The sequence below is a fragment of the Thauera phenolivorans genome (assembly GCF_001696715.1).
GTDB classification, from domain to species: Bacteria; Pseudomonadota; Gammaproteobacteria; order Burkholderiales; family Rhodocyclaceae; genus Thauera; species Thauera phenolivorans.
In genome coordinates this window covers 479,094-493,006 of sequence record NZ_MBFM01000002.1, presented here as the reverse complement: position 1 = coordinate 493,006, position 13,913 = coordinate 479,094, and the positions used below count along the sequence as shown (strand labels likewise).

Annotated in this window: 16 protein-coding genes; 6 read left to right on the top strand and 10 right to left on the bottom strand. The window is 68.8% G+C overall.

Annotated features, from left to right (window positions below):
* Positions 1-11 precede the first annotated feature (11 nt).
* Positions 12-524: a type II secretion system protein N gene (locus BB334_RS05800; protein WP_158014361.1), complete on the bottom strand. Its 513-nt coding sequence runs from the start codon at positions 522-524 to the stop codon at positions 12-14.
* 95 nt (positions 525-619) lie between these two features.
* Positions 620-2,623: a PhoX family protein gene (locus tag BB334_RS05795; RefSeq protein WP_068805542.1), complete on the bottom strand. Its 2,004-nt coding sequence runs from the start codon at positions 2,621-2,623 to the stop codon at positions 620-622.
* A gap of 235 nt (positions 2,624-2,858) precedes the next feature.
* On the opposite strand from BB334_RS05795, the gene BB334_RS05790 reads away from it, so the two are divergent.
* The 5 genes from BB334_RS05790 (at position 2,859) to moaE (ending at position 7,385) form a co-directional block, all read left to right on the top strand.
* Positions 2,859-4,811 (top strand): ATP-dependent DNA helicase, encoded by a 1,953-nt coding sequence (locus tag BB334_RS05790; RefSeq protein WP_068805539.1) that lies wholly within the window; start codon positions 2,859-2,861, stop codon positions 4,809-4,811.
* Between the two features lie 140 nt (positions 4,812-4,951).
* The gene (mobB, locus tag BB334_RS05785) at positions 4,952-5,446 is read left to right on the top strand and encodes a molybdopterin-guanine dinucleotide biosynthesis protein B (RefSeq protein ID WP_068805535.1); all 495 of its coding nucleotides are present in this window, start codon (positions 4,952-4,954) and stop codon (positions 5,444-5,446) included.
* Complete coding sequence (locus BB334_RS05780) at positions 5,443-6,648, top strand: molybdopterin molybdotransferase MoeA (RefSeq protein WP_068805532.1); 1,206 nt, start codon at positions 5,443-5,445, stop codon at positions 6,646-6,648. The genes mobB and BB334_RS05780 overlap by 4 nt, the downstream gene beginning before the upstream one ends.
* Before the next feature lie 11 nt (positions 6,649-6,659).
* Positions 6,660-6,914: a molybdopterin converting factor subunit 1 gene (gene moaD, locus BB334_RS05775; RefSeq protein ID WP_068805529.1), complete on the top strand. Its 255-nt coding sequence runs from the start codon at positions 6,660-6,662 to the stop codon at positions 6,912-6,914.
* Positions 6,915-6,917: 3 nt separating this feature from the next.
* Positions 6,918-7,385, top strand: coding sequence for a molybdopterin synthase catalytic subunit MoaE (moaE, locus tag BB334_RS05770; RefSeq protein ID WP_068805526.1), 468 nt, complete (start codon positions 6,918-6,920; stop codon positions 7,383-7,385).
* Positions 7,386-7,486: 101 nt separating this feature from the next.
* Here the strand turns inward: moaE and BB334_RS05765 are convergent, their stop codons facing one another.
* The 8 genes from BB334_RS05765 to BB334_RS18110 all read right to left on the bottom strand — a co-directional run bounded on the left by BB334_RS05765 (position 7,487) and on the right by BB334_RS18110 (position 12,992).
* Positions 7,487-7,996: a phasin family protein gene (locus tag BB334_RS05765; RefSeq protein WP_068805523.1), complete on the bottom strand. Its 510-nt coding sequence runs from the start codon at positions 7,994-7,996 to the stop codon at positions 7,487-7,489.
* A gap of 217 nt (positions 7,997-8,213) precedes the next feature.
* Positions 8,214-8,759, bottom strand: a complete 546-nt coding sequence (locus BB334_RS05760) for a TPM domain-containing protein (RefSeq protein WP_068805521.1) — start codon at positions 8,757-8,759, stop codon at positions 8,214-8,216.
* Position 8,760: 1 nt separating this feature from the next.
* A complete protein-coding gene (locus BB334_RS05755) occupies positions 8,761-9,693 on the bottom strand; it encodes a TPM domain-containing protein (RefSeq protein ID WP_083200299.1) in 933 nt (310 codons plus the stop codon).
* Positions 9,690-10,307: a LemA family protein gene (locus tag BB334_RS05750; RefSeq protein WP_068805516.1), complete on the bottom strand. Its 618-nt coding sequence runs from the start codon at positions 10,305-10,307 to the stop codon at positions 9,690-9,692. Before BB334_RS05750 ends, BB334_RS05755 begins: the two co-directional genes overlap by 4 nt.
* Positions 10,308-10,464: 157 nt before the next feature.
* Complete coding sequence (locus BB334_RS17850) at positions 10,465-10,779, bottom strand: hypothetical protein (RefSeq protein ID WP_068805513.1); 315 nt, start codon at positions 10,777-10,779, stop codon at positions 10,465-10,467.
* Between the two features lie 116 nt (positions 10,780-10,895).
* A complete protein-coding gene (locus tag BB334_RS05740) occupies positions 10,896-11,879 on the bottom strand; it encodes an SGNH/GDSL hydrolase family protein (RefSeq protein WP_068805510.1) in 984 nt (327 codons plus the stop codon).
* A 177-nt stretch (positions 11,880-12,056) separates the two neighbouring features.
* Positions 12,057-12,629, bottom strand: a complete 573-nt coding sequence (locus tag BB334_RS05735; protein ID WP_068805507.1) for a glutathione peroxidase — start codon at positions 12,627-12,629, stop codon at positions 12,057-12,059.
* Between the two features lie 180 nt (positions 12,630-12,809).
* The gene (locus BB334_RS18110; RefSeq protein WP_158014360.1) at positions 12,810-12,992 is read right to left on the bottom strand and encodes a hypothetical protein; all 183 of its coding nucleotides are present in this window, start codon (positions 12,990-12,992) and stop codon (positions 12,810-12,812) included.
* 64 nt (positions 12,993-13,056) lie between these two features.
* Between BB334_RS18110 and BB334_RS05730 the strand changes: the two genes are divergently transcribed.
* Positions 13,057-13,893, top strand: a complete 837-nt coding sequence (locus BB334_RS05730) for a gamma-glutamyl-gamma-aminobutyrate hydrolase family protein (protein ID WP_068805500.1) — start codon at positions 13,057-13,059, stop codon at positions 13,891-13,893.
* Positions 13,894-13,913 lie beyond the last annotated feature (20 nt).

Here is a 13,913-nt window from a genome sequence, read left to right as displayed (position 1 = left end):
CGGCTCGGGGGTCAGTCTTCTTCCAGGATGGGTTCCGCCGCCGCGCTGCGCGCGTGGGCGCTGCCGCGCTCGAGCGCGAGGCTGCTGAGGACGCCGGCGCGCATGATCTCCACGCGGTCGGGGAGCACGCGGTGCAGGGTCTCGCCCGGGCTCAGGCGGTCGCCGACGAGGACCGCGCGCGGCGCCCCTGCGCCCGACTGCAGGATCGCGAAGCCCGGACCGTCGCCGAAGCCGGTGGCGACGCCGAGCAGGCGGTAGGCGGTGTTCTCCACCGGGGCGGCGTTCGCTTCCGTCGCCGGACCGCCCTCGGCGAACAGCGCGCTACCGGCGATCTCCTGTGCGGCGATCGTGGGTGCGGGCAGGGCGTGCGGGGTGGCGTGCACCGGGGCGGGGGTGAGCGCGCGCAGCAACAGCTCGCTCGCGACCCAGGCCGCGAGCACGAGCGCGAACGCCCACGCGGCGATCGGCAGCACGGGGGCAAAGCGTTGGGCGAGGGTGGACAGGCCAGCGATTGGCAAGAGCACTCGAAAACAATGCGGAGCCCGCCTTGCTGCGCGGGCCTCCGGGATGTGCGGGATCGGACAGGGCCGCCGTGCGGGCGACCCTGTCCGCGACGGGATCAGGTGCCGATCACGCCGCCGTCGTCCTTGGTGACGACCACGGTGGCCGAGCGCGGACGGCCGCCGGCGGCGTCGGGCCACTGGCTGAACGCGAGCGGGTTCTGGGCGATGAACTCGTCCATCGACATGCCGGCCGGTGCGGCGGGACGGTTCGGATGGCTGCCGACCTCGCCCGGGTGCTGCACGTTGACGAACATCGTCCTGCCGTCCGGGGCGAAGGTGAGGCCGGTGATCTCGCAGCCCGAGGGGCCGACGAGGAAGCGCTTCACCTCGCCGGTTTCCGGGCTGGCGCACAGCATCTGGTTGTTGCCCTGGCCGAGGTAGTCGCCCGTGTTGCTGAAGTTGCCGTCGGTCTGGATCCACAGACGGCCGTCGCGGTCGAAGCCGATCCCGTCCGGGCTGTTGAAGGTGTTGTCGGCGGTGATCGCCTCCGAGCCGGAACGCAGATCCTTGCGATCGGGATGCGCGATCGGGTTGCCGGCGATGACGAACAGGTCCCACTCGAAGGTCTCGGCGGCGGCGTCGTTGCCGGCTTCGCGCCAGCGCACGATCTGGCCGTAGCGGTTGGCGGCGCGCGGGTTGGCGTCGTCGATCGCGTCGGGGCGGCGGCCGCTGTTGTTGGTCAGCGCGCAGTACGCCTCGCCGGTGCCCGGATGCACCGTGATCCACTCGGGGCGGTCCATCTTGGTGGCGCCCACCGCGTCGGCGGCGAGGCGGGCCCTGATCAGCACCTCGGCCTGGTCGGCGAAGCGGCCGTCGGCGGCGAGCAGCGGGTTGGCCTGCTTGTCGAGCAGGATCCATTCGCCGCTACCCATGAAGTCGCCCGCAGTGGCGCCGTCGGAGAACCTGGCCACGTAGAGCCGGCCGTTGTCGAGCAGCCTGCGGTTGTCGGCGTCCTTGCCCGGGTTGAAGCGGCCATCGGAGACGAACTTGTAGATGTAGTCGTTGGCCTGGTCGTCGCCCATGTAGACCACCACGCGGCGGTCGCGGGTGAAGGACAGCGCGGCGTTCTCGTGCTTGAAGCGGCCGAGCGCGGTGCGCTTGACCGGCGTCGATTGCGGATCGAAGGGGTCGATCTCGACCACCCAGCCGAAGCGGTTGGATTCGTTCGGCTCCTTCGCATAGTCGAAGCGCTCGTCGAACTCCTCCCAGCGGTAGCCGGTGCCGCGCGCGCTGATGCCGTAGCGCTTCATCGCATCGTCGCGACCGTCGACCCCGCTGGTGGTGCCGAAGTAACCGTTGAAGTTCTCCTCGCAGGTGAGGTAGGTGCCCCAGGGGGTGAAGCCGTTCGCGCAGTTGTTCAGCATGCCGAGCACGCGCTTGCCGCTCGGGTCGGCTTTCGTGCTCATCAGCGCGTGGCCGGCGGCCGGGCCGGCGATGTCCATCGGCGTGTTGCCGGTGATGCGGCGGTTGTACTTCGAGTCGCGGACGATCGACCACTGGCCCTTGTGCTGGCGCACGTGCAGCACCGAGGCACCATGTGCGTTCTGCGCCTTGAGCGCCTTGTCGGCGGTCCATGGCGCCATGAACTCGGCGCCGAACAGGTATTCGTAGTTCGTGTATTCGTGGTTCATGACCAGCAGGCCTTCCTTGCTCGAGTCGCCATGGAGCGGGAAGAAGTGCATGCCGTCGTGGTTGTCGCCGATCTGGCGGGCCTGCTCGTCGCCGGTGTTGCTGCCGTCAGGACGCCACGCCGGGGAGTCGGCGAAGAGCGCCTCGCCCCAGGCGGCGAAGACCTGCGCGCGATAACCCTGAGGCACCACGATGGTGTCGGCGGTGGAGGTCGCGACCGGCGTGAAGCCGATCTTGGGCGCCTTCTTCGGGCCGGAGGGGATGCCGCTGCCGCCGCAGGCGGCGAGCGGTCCGGCGAGGAAGGCGGCGGCGCCGAGGCCGAGGCCGCTCTTCATGAAGCCGCGGCGCGACACGGTGCGTTGGACGACTTCCTGGAAGTGCTCGTTGTCGGACAGGTTGTCCGGCAGGCCGTCGAGATCGAACTTGCTCATTGGTCTTGCTCCCTGTTCGGTTCGGATGGGTGATGAGCGCCTGGCGGGGCGAGGGCGGTGCCCGCGGGGTGTCGGCACGGGGGCGGATTGTCTGGTCGGCATGTTGCAGGGATGTGAAGACCGCGTTACGGGAAAATCCCGGACAATGACAAAGCGATAATCCGTGAGTCGTGCGGACCACCCGCGCGGGGGGTAGAATTGCGCGCTTTCCAGCCGTTCGCCGCAACCCGACCCGATGTCCGATCCCGCCCAGATGTTCGCCCCCGATGGCCCGCTCGCCGCCGCGATCCAGGGTTTTCGCGCCCGTCCGCAGCAGATCGAGATGGCGCAGCGGATCGCCGAAGCGATCAAGGGGCACCGGGTGCTGGTGGCCGAGGCCGGCACCGGCACCGGCAAGACTTTCGCCTACCTGGTGCCGGCGCTGCTGTCGGGCGGCAAGGTGATCATCTCGACCGGCACCAAGACGCTGCAGGACCAGCTCTTCAACCGCGACCTGCCGACGGTACGCGCCGCGCTAAAGGTGCCGGTGACGATCGCCCTGCTCAAGGGCAGGGCGAACTACGTCTGTCCCTACCATCTCGAGCGCAACGCGCGCGACGGCCGCTTCCTGACCGCGCAGGATGCCGCCGACCTGCGCGCGATCGCCCGCTTCGCGAAGATCACCCAGAGCGGCGACAAGGCCGAATGCACCGACGTGCGCGAGGATTCGGCGGCGTGGATCGCGGCGACCTCGACGCGCGACAACTGCCTCGGCCAGGACTGCCCGAACGTCAAGGAGTGCTTCGTCATGCAGGCGCGGCGCCTCGCGATGGAGGCCGACCTGGTGGTGGTCAATCACCATCTGTTCTTTGCCGACGTCATGTTGCGCGACGAGGGCATGGGCGAGCTGCTGCCCTCGTGCAATACGGTGATCTTCGACGAGGCCCACCAGCTTCCGGAGACCGCAAGCCTGTTCTTCGGCGAGACGGTGTCGACCGCGCAGGTGCTCGAGCTCGCGCGCGACACCCGCTCGGAGACGCTGGCCGGCGCGCGCGACTGCATCGCCCTGATCGACGCCTCGCGCGAACTCGAGAAGGCCGCGCGCGATCTGCGCCTGGTGTTCGGCAGCGAGACCGCACGACTGTCGGTGACACAGGCGGCCGAGCGTTCCGGCTTCGACGAGGCGGTGGAGGTGCTGGCGAAGACGCTCGAGAACTTCGAGACGGTGCTCGACACCCAGGCCGAGCGTTCCGAGGGCCTGGCCAACTGCCTCCGGCGTGCGCAGGAGATGGGCGAGCGCCTGCAGCGCTGGCGCACGCCGAAGGAAAAGGAACTGATCCGCTGGGTGGAGGTGTTCTCGCAGTCACTCGCGCTCAACGGCACGCCCCTGCATGTGTCGGACGTGTTCAAGCGCCAGCTCGAGGCGCAGCCGCGGGCGTGGATCTTCACTTCGGCGACGCTCGCGGTGGGCAAGGACTTCGGCCATTACTGCCGCGAGCTCGGTCTCGCGTGGATGGAGCCGCCACCGCTGACGGCGGTATGGGGCAGTCCCTTCGACTATGCCGAGCAGGCCCTGCTGTATGCACCGCAGGGCATGCCCGATCCGAACTCACCCAATTACAGCGAGGCGGTGGCGCGCCGCGCGCTGCCGCTGATCCGCGCTGCCCGTGGCCGCGCCTTCGTGCTGTGCACCTCGCTGCGGGCGATGCGCCGCATCCACGAGCTGCTGGTGGAGGGGCTGCAGCAGGCGGGCGACGCGCTGCCGGTGCTGCTGCAGGGAGAGGGGTCGCGCACCGAGCTGCTCGAACGCTTCCGCCGCCTGGGTAATGCGGTGCTGGTGGCGAGCCAGAGTTTCTGGGAAGGGGTGGACGTGCCCGGCGATGCGCTGTCGCTGGTGGTGATCGACAAGCTGCCGTTCGCCTCGCCGGACGATCCGGTGCTGGCGGCGCGCGTCGAGTACATGCAGAGGCAGGGTCTCAGCCCCTTCATCCACCACCAGCTGCCGCGCACGGTGATCAACATGAAGCAGGGCGCCGGCCGCCTGATCCGCAGCGAGGGCGATCGCGGCGTGCTGTGCATCTGCGATCCGCGCATGATCGACAAGTCGTACGGCAAGGTGGTGTGGCGCAGCCTGCCGCCGATGCGGCGCACGCGCGAGGAGGCGAGCGCGGTCGCCTTCCTCGAGAAACTGCCGCCGCCGCGGACCTGAGCCGTATCGCAGCGGATGCGCCGCGAGATCGGCAGTGACGCGGCGTTCGCCGCTGCTTCCGGGGTGGGCGCCGGGGCACGCGCTGGCGGCGCTCCTGTATCATGCGGGATTCGCTTCCGGCGGCAAACGAACATCCTGCGATGAAAGTCTTCGGCATGGCCGGCTGGTCCGGCTCGGGCAAGACCACCCTGGTCGAGAAACTGATCCCGCAATTCACCGCGCGCGGCCTGCGCGTTTCGGTGATCAAGCACGCACACCACGGCTTCGACCTCGACCGTCCGGGCAAGGACTCCTGGCGCCACCGTGAGGCGGGCGCCACCCAGGTGCTGATGCTGTCCGGTGAGCGCTGGGTGTTGATGCACGAGCTGCGCGGCGCCCCCGAACCGAGCCTGGAGGAGCAGCTGCGCCTGCTGCAACCCTGCGACCTGGTGCTGATCGAAGGCTACAAGGAGGCCGCGGTGCCGAAGATCGAGATCCATCGGCCCGCGCACGGCAAGCCGCCCTTGTGGCCCGAGAATCCGCACGTGGTGGCAGTGGCGAGCGACGCCGAGATCGATTGCCCGCTGCCGCTGCTCCCGCTCAACGATCCGGCGGCGGTGGCCGCCTTCATCCTCGACCATCTGGACGCGCAATGAACGGCAACATGCTTTCCTTCGACGAGGCCTACGAGAAGCTGCTCGGCTTCGCCCGCCCGGTGCGGGAGATCGAGCAGATCGACACCATGTCGGCCGCGGGCCGGGTGCTGGCGCAGAGCCTGCGCTCGCCCTTCGATCAACCACCGATGGACAATTCGGCGATGGACGGCTATGCGCTGCGGGTGGCCGACGTGCCCGCGCCCGGCACTCGGCTGCCGGTGAGTCAGCGCATCCCGGCCGGTAGCGTCGGCCATGAACTCGCGCCCGGCACTGCCGCCCGCATCTTCACCGGGGCGCCCTTGCCGCCGGGGGCGGACGCGGTGGTGATGCAGGAGCTGTGCGAGCACGACGGTGACGCGGTGATCGTCAATCATGTGCCGCAGGCGGGCGATGCGATCCGCCGCGCGGGCGAGGACATCGCCGCGGGCGCGGTCATCCTGCCCGAAGGCCAGCGCCTGCGCGCGCAGGACGTGGCCCTCGCGGCCTCGATCGGGCTGGCGGAACTCCCGGTGCTGCGTCGGGTCCGGGTGGCGATGTTTTCCACCGGCAGCGAGCTGGCGATGCCGGGTGAGCCCCTGCCGCCCGGCGGTATCTACAACTCCAATCGCTACATGCTGCGCGCGCTGCTCGCCGGCCTCGGTTGCGAGGTGGCGGACTTCGGTATCGTCCCCGACCGGCTGGATGCGACCCGCGAGACCCTGCGCGAGGCGGCCGAGGGCCATGATCTGATCCTCACCAGCGGCGGGGTGTCGGTCGGCGAGGAGGACCACGTCAAGCCGGCGGTCGAGGCCGAGGGCAGCCTCGACCTGTGGAGGATCGCGATGAAACCGGGCAAGCCGCTCGCCTACGGTCGGGTGCACGGCGCCGCCTTCATCGGGCTGCCGGGCAATCCGGTGTCGAGCTTCGTGACCTTCCTGCTGATGGTGCGGCCCTTCCTGCTCGCCACCCAGGGGGCCACCGAGATCGCACCACAGGCGCTGCAGCTGCGTGCCGACTTCGACTGGACACGGCCCGACCGCCGGCGCGAGTTCCTGCGGGCACGGCTCAACGCCGAGGGCGGCGTGGAGCTCTTTGCCAACCAGGGTTCGGCGGCGCTGAACTCGACGGTGTGGGCGAACGGGCTGGTCGACATTCCCGCCGCGACGCCGGTGGTGCGCGGCGACACCGTGCGCTTCCTGCCTTATGGCGGGCTGCTGAACTGAGGGAGACGAAAATGAAGATCAGGATCCTGTATTTCGCCAGCCTGCGAGAGGCGGTCGGTCAGGCCGAGGAGGAACTGGGGCTGCCCGAGGGCGTGGCGAGCGTCGGCGGACTGCGCGAATACCTGGTCGCCCGCGGCGAGGCCTGGCAGGCGCTCGGCGCCGGGCGCAGCGTGCGCGCGGCGGTCAACCAGCGCATGGCGGGGCCCGAAGCGGCGATCGAGGCGGGCGACGAGGTGGCGTTCTTTCCGCCCGTGACCGGAGGCTGAACGATGTCGGTGAGCGTGCAGGAGGCGGATTTCGACGTCGGCGCGGAGATCGCCGCGCTCAGCGCGGGTCGGTTGGAGGTCGGCGGACTGGCGAGCTTCGTCGGCCTGGTGCGCGAGGCCAATGACGGCAGCCGGGTGTCGGCGATGAGCCTGGAGCACTACCCCGGCATGACCGAGCGCGCGCTGGGCGAGATCGTCGAGCAGGCCAAGGCGCGCTGGCCGCTGATCGGCGTGCGGGTGATCCATCGCGTCGGTGGGCTGCAGGTAGGCGAGCGCATCGTGTTCGTCGGCGTGGCGAGCGCCCACCGCGGCGCCGCCTTCGAGGCCTGCGAGTTCATCATGGACTACCTGAAGACGCGCGCGCCGTTCTGGAAGCGTGAGGAGACGCCCGCGGGCGGGCGCTGGGTGGAGGCGCGCGACAGCGACGACACCGCGGCGTCGCGCTGGGAAACGGGCGGCGCCGAGGAGTGAGCCGCCCCGCTTATCTCGTGCAGGACCGGTAGACGAAACAACGGCGCCCTCGGGCGCCGTTTTCGTGTCGCGCAGGGCGCTTGAAGCGCCCCGTTCAGCGATCACTTGCCCTGCTTGGTACCCGCCTTGGTGAAGGACTGGAAGGCTTCGGTCGAGGCCTTGGTCATTTGCTCGAAGGCGGCGCGGGTGGTATCCATCGCGGCCTGCATCGCGCCGAGGGCGTTCTGGTCGGCGATCGGCATGCCCTTGAACATCTTCTGCATGGCTTCGAACATGTCGGTGCCGCCGGTGCTCAGCTGCTCGCCGACCAGCTTGCCGAACTCGGCCTGGGTCTTGCTGGTGATTTCGGCGATCTCGCGGGCGCAGGCGAGCATCTTCTCGGTGGTCGTCTGGGCGTAGTTCGTGCGCAGCTCGAGCGCCTGCTTCGGATCCTTGGCGGCGGTGATCGCCTTGGCGTTCTCGACCCCTTCCTCGAACAGGTTCTTCGCCGTGTTCACCTGAATTTCCATGATGCGCTGGGAGTTCTCGATGGAGAGCTGAGCCAGGCGCATCGCCGCTTCAAGATTCTTCTTCTGGAGTTCGTTGAATTGTTCTTGCTTATTGGTCGCCATAGGTCATTTTCTCCACGCACGTGTTGATCGAAATCGAGGGGCGCCGCTTGGGGCTGCCCGCAAGGATGCCGCGATCGGGAACGTGTCCCGGCTCCCGCCGTCCGGAGCGACAATAACACAGGAGATTCACGAAATCAGAGCGGGTTGTGATGCAGGGCAAGAATTCCTGCGCGTCGCGTGTGCCCGAAGCGCCGGGCACGGGCCTGCAGGCCCGCGCTCAACGGAAGGTGGGGCGGTTGGGCAACTGGTCGCGCCCGTCAGTGCGGACGTCGCCATCGGCCGACAAGGCGGGAAAGCACGTTTCCAGGGCGCTGCCCACGGCGTCGACCGCCCGCTGCAGACCGGCCTCGTAGCGCCGGGCGCGAAAATCCTCGCCTGCTTCGTCGAGCGTCGTCTGCCAGCTCGCACAGCGCGTCTTTGCTGCGAGCCCGCGGTCGGCGACGATCTCGATCCGATGCTCGGCGAGCTGGACGTAGATCAGCACGCCGTTGTTGAGCTCCGTGTCCCACACGCGCAGTTCGCCGAACAGGGCGAGAGCGCGCTGATGCACGGCCGAGTCGACCGTTTCGGCGCCGAGCACGATACGCCAGACGTCGGCCAGCGGCAGGCTGGCCTCGACGCAGATGCAGATCTCGCCGAGGTGACGGTTCTCGCTGTCGCGGATGCGCTGTTCGAGGTGCGTGATCGCGGCCTCGCCGAGCGTCTTGCGTGCGTCGTCGGCGTCAAGCCAGAGATGTCTGCAGAGTCGGGTGAGGGCGTTCATGTCACCACCTTCCCGAGGCGCCGCCGCCGCCGAAGCTGCCGCCGCCGCCCGAGCCGAATCCGCCACCAAAGCCGCCACCGAATCCTCCGCCGCCCCGACCACCGAAGATCACGGGGCCGCTGCGGCCGATCCGTCCACCCGGTCCACCGCGGCCGCCGCCGCCCACGCCGAGCGCAAGCACGATGACGATCGCGACCGCGGCAGCGAGCAGGCCGAGCAGCAGGCTGCCCGTCATCAGCTTGCCGAGCAGGCCGACCAGCCCGCCGGTGGCGACCGAACCCAGCTTGCGACCGAACATGCCGATCAGTACCGAACCGAGAATCGGGACACCGACGAACAGAATGGCGGCGAGGTCGGCGAACTGGAAGTCGTCCGCCCGCGCCTGGCGGGCGCTGGGAAGGGGCAGGGATTCCCCCCGGATCAGGCTCATCAGCGCGACCACCCCGGCCTCGATGCCGCCGGCGAAATCGCCCTGGCGGAAGGCGGGGCTGATGATGCGATCGATGATGTGGAAGGCGGCGAGGTCGGGGACCGCGCCCTCGAGCGCGCGCGCGACCTCGATGCGGATCGTGCGGTCCTCCTTCGCCACCACCATCAGCAGGCCGTCTCCGACCTCGCGGCGGCCGATCTTCCAGCTGTCGGCGACGCGGAAGGCGTAGGCGGCGATGTCCTCGGGGGCGGTGGTCGGCACCAGCAGCACGACGATCTGGCTGCCGCGTTCGCTCTCGAAGGCGGCGAGCCTGCTCTCGAGGCGCTGCAGTTCGGCTGCCGACAGGGTCCCGCTGCGGTCGATGACGCGCGCGTTGAGTGCGGGTACCGGCTGCAGCGGCTGCGCCTGGGCCAGGCCGATCCCGAGGAGCGCAAAGAGAAGCGCGACCAGGAGCGCCTGCCAGGCGATCAGCCGCGCGAGCGGCTGGGACGGGATGCGGTTCAACGCGCGCCCTGGGTGCCGAAGTCGACGGTGGGCGGACGCGAGATCGCCGCCTCGTCTGCGACGGTGAAGCCGGGCTTCACCTTGTAGCCGAACAGCATCGCGGTGAGGTTGGTCGGGAAGCTGCGTGCCAGCACGTTGTACTGCTGCACCATCTCGATGTACTTGTTGCGCGCCACGGTGATGCGGTTCTCGGTGCCTTCGAGCTGCACCCGCAGATCCTGGAAAGCCTGGTTGGCCTTCAGGTTGGGGTAGTTCTCGGCGACCGCGAGCAGGCGCGAGAGCGCGCCGCCGAGCTGGCCCTGGGCCTGCTGGAAGCGCTCCATCGCCTGCGGGTCGTCGAGCATCTCGGGGGTGACCTGGATCTGAGTGGCGCGGGCACGTGCCTCGATGACCTGGGTCAGCGTCTCCTGTTCGAAGTTGGCCTCGCCCTTGACCGTCGAAACCAGGTTGGGAATGAGGTCGGCGCGGCGCTGGAACTGGTTCAGGACTTCGGCCCAGGCGGATTTCGTCTGTTCGTCGAGGCGCTGGAAATCGTTGTAGCCGCAGCCGGACAGGCCGAGCAGGGCCGTGATGGCGAGAACGAGGGGAAAGCGACGCAGGAAACGGGCGAGCATGAAGATGTCCTCGGGTCAGGTTTAGCCGGCGCCACGGTCAGCGATCCGGTGCAGTGGGCAACGGGGCAGGAGCTGCGAAGGGGAGAACGCCGGATAGCATATGCCCGCGCGCTGCTTACGCCAAGTCGACCCCCGTTGGGTGGTCGAGGGTCGCGGCTCAGGGCTTGCGGCGGGTGCTTCCGCCGCCGTTCGGCGGCGTGTGCTTGCGGCCCGGATTGCCGCCCGCATCCCGCCTGGGCCCGGACGAGGACGGGCTGGCCGGCTCTGGCGGGCGGTTGTAGCGGGCGTGGATCTCGGTCGCGTCGGCCTCGGCGCGCGCCTGGGTGCAGATGGAGGGGTCGTCGTCGTGGGCACTGAAGAAGCCGTCTTCCTGCGCGCGCATGACGATCCTGATCGCGGCCTTCTCGCTGAGGTCGTGGCGTTCATAGAGCAGGGTGGCGATTTCGTCCAGATGGGCTTCGTAGGCGGGCATGTGCGGTCTCGGGTCGGGTGTCGCCGGGATTGTCGTCGATCGGCTGCGTCCCGGCGAGATGCGCGACTGCGTTCGGGCGCCCGCCGCGGCGTGAGCGCCGTTTTCTCGTCGCTCGCCTAGCGCGCCTGCATCGCGCGCCGGACACCCAGTGCCGAGATCAGCGCGATCGCCAGCAGTGCAACCGTCGAGGGCTCGGGCACACGTCCGAAGAAGCGGTCGCCCAGGAGCTGGTGGAAGGCCGCGGTCGGATGTCTGTCGTCGAAGAACACGTAGGAATCGCAATTGCTGACGGTGCCGGCCTCCAGTGCGCTCAGGCATGGGGTGGTGGCGTCGCTGAAGCCGAAGTGTTCTGGACTGGCGATGACGTGATCCCAGAAGGCGTTGGTGTCGAAGCCCATCAGCCTGAGGCCTGCGGGCTGGCTGTCACGGATCTGCTCAAGCGCGGATGCGAGCGTCTGGTTGGCAGCGATCGTCAGCATCGAAAGATCGGCCCGTTGTTCCTCGGTCAGCAGCGTCCTCGCGAACGGGGTGTGGGCAAGGTGCGGCAGGTCGGGCACCAGAAGATCGGTCGCGCCGGCCCCGACGAGCGCACCAACCATCCCGATCAGGTTGGTGATGGCCGCGCTCGCCGCATCGACGGGATCACGGCCCTGCGCGAAGGCGAGACTCAGATCGTTCGAGCCACCCCAGACGAGGAACAGCGACGCCGCCGGATCGAAGGCGGGCGGGCTGGCGAGGAAGCCGGCGACCTGGGACTGCATTCCCGTGAATTCGAGCGCAGGAGGCAGACCGGGTGGGATCTCCAACTCGTAGCCGAGGTTGAGGGTGCTCGTGGTGGCGCCGCCAACCGCGAAGTTTGTGCCACCCTCCACTGAGGGGGCGAGCGCGATGCCGAGGCGGTCAGCGAGATACTCGGCGGCAGTCGGGCCGTCCGTGAAACGCTCGGCATAGGGCGGCGAGGGAGGGTAGGCTCCTTCGCTTAGCGCGTAGAAGTTTCCGTTATCGAGCAGGCTGTCGCCGAACACGTAGAGCGAGGAATAGGCAGCCTGGCCGAGCGGACTGAACCCCAGGGCGACGCAGAGCAGGAGGGTACGCAACATGTCGATCTCTAAGAAGATTGGGAAATCCCGCCGATCGGAGTCTGACCGGATTCATCGGGCATGGGAAGCAAGAGTTGCGCCAAGATTCCGCAGGTCAATGATAACAGGCGCTTGAGGTGTCCCGCGGAGGTCGCGGGCCGCGGCCTGTAACTTCGCCCGACATACGCTCCGCAGCGGCTAGAGCGCCTTCTCGATGGCCTCGCGCAGTTCCGGTGCGTCGGGTTCGACCCGGCTCGGGAAGGCAGCGACGACGCGGCCGTCGCGGTCCACCACGTACTTGTGGAAGTTCCACCGCGGCTCGGCCGACTGCCGTGCGAGTTCGCGGAACAGCGGATGGGCTCGCGGACCGCGCACGTGGATCGGCGCGTACATGTCGAAGGTGACGCCGTAGTTCAGGAAGCAGACTTCCGCTGCCTTCGCTTCGTCGTCGGCCTCCTGCTTGAAGTCGTCGGACGAAAAGCCGGCGACCTTCAACCCCTTGTCCTTGTAGCGCTGGTGCAGGGCCTCCAGTCCCTTGAACTGGCCGGTGTAGCCGCAATGACTGGCGGTATTGACCACGAGCACCGGATGACCCGCATAGCGTGGCGCGAGCCTGACGACTTCATCCGAGTGCAGGCGACGCAGTTCGTGGTCGAACATCGGCACCGCGGCGGTAGGGGAGGGGGCCGGCGGTGCCGGTTCGGCGGCGATCGCGAGGCTGGCGAACATCAGCGCCGAGAGCGGCGCGGTGAGGCGGGCGAGGGAAGGCATGCGGAGTTCTCCGTTGGGATGCTGCTTTCGACCGTGGCCGGCATCGACGGTTCTGCGGCACCCCAGGATTCGGGCCTGTGTGGGGCGCCGCGCATGCAATCCGACTGGGCCGTTCGTGACCCGGTGTCATGCTCGGCGCGTAGCCGGCCTGGAAGCTGCTGTCGCGCCGGCGCGATCCGCTTACACCTTGCGACGCAATCCTTGCCGCTTGCAGCCCTCGAAGCGCTGCGCGAGGAAGCGATAGTCCGGCAAAATACGCGCGTGGATGTCCGCCGCCGCGAGCTCTGCGGCGGATGGAGACCACGCGCCACCGCCGAACCCGCATTGCTTCGCTCCCGAGAACCGTTCAAGTGCCCGCACCATTCCGCCCCTCCCTGGCCCGTCCGGACCGCCACCCCACCGCACGCATGAGCGGGAGGGCAGGACGATGAGCCGCGCCCCGCTTCGCATCGGACTCACCGCGCGCCTGATGCACGCGCCGCCGGCCGAACTCGGCTTTCCCGGCAAGACTCTGCAATATCTCGAGCAGTCGATGGCGCACTGGATCATGTCGCGTGGCGGCCTGGTGTTCATGGTGCCCACCATCGGGGAGCATCTCGGCGTGCGCCCTGCGCAGATCTCGGTGCGCGACTACGTCGCCGCGCTCGACGGCCTGGTGCTGCAGGGCGGCGCCGATGTCAGCCCCGCCTCCTACGGAGATGCCCCGCTGCGGCCGCAGTGGGGCGGAGACCGGATCCGCGACCTCTACGAAATCGAGCTGCTGTGGGAGTTCGCGCGTCAGGGCAAGCCGGTGCTCGGGATCTGCCGCGGCGCACAGCTGATCAACGTGGCATGCGGTGGCACGCTGTGGCAGGACATCGACGAACTCGTGCCGGGGGCTGCGATCCACCGTGACGATTCGCTCTATGACAGTCTGGGGCACGAGATCGACTTCGTGCCCGGCAGCGGGCTGGCGGCCCTCTATCCCGAGATGGCGAAGGCACGGGTCAGCAGCATCCACCACCAGGCGGTGCGCGAACTCGGGGGCGAGCTGGAAGTGGAGGCGCTCTCCTGCGGCGACCGCGTGGTGGAGGCGATCCGCTGGCGGGGGCCGAGCTACATGTTCGGCTGCCAGTGGCACCCCGAATTCCATCGAGACACCTCCGGCCTGCTCGACAGCGGGCCGATCCTGCGCGAGTTTCTCGATGCGGCGGCACGGGCGCGGGGTGAGGATCCGGTTTCCGCCGCAGCCGCGTCCAACCGCGAAGCGCTCGACCCCGCCTGAGGGGACGAAACCTGGGGTCC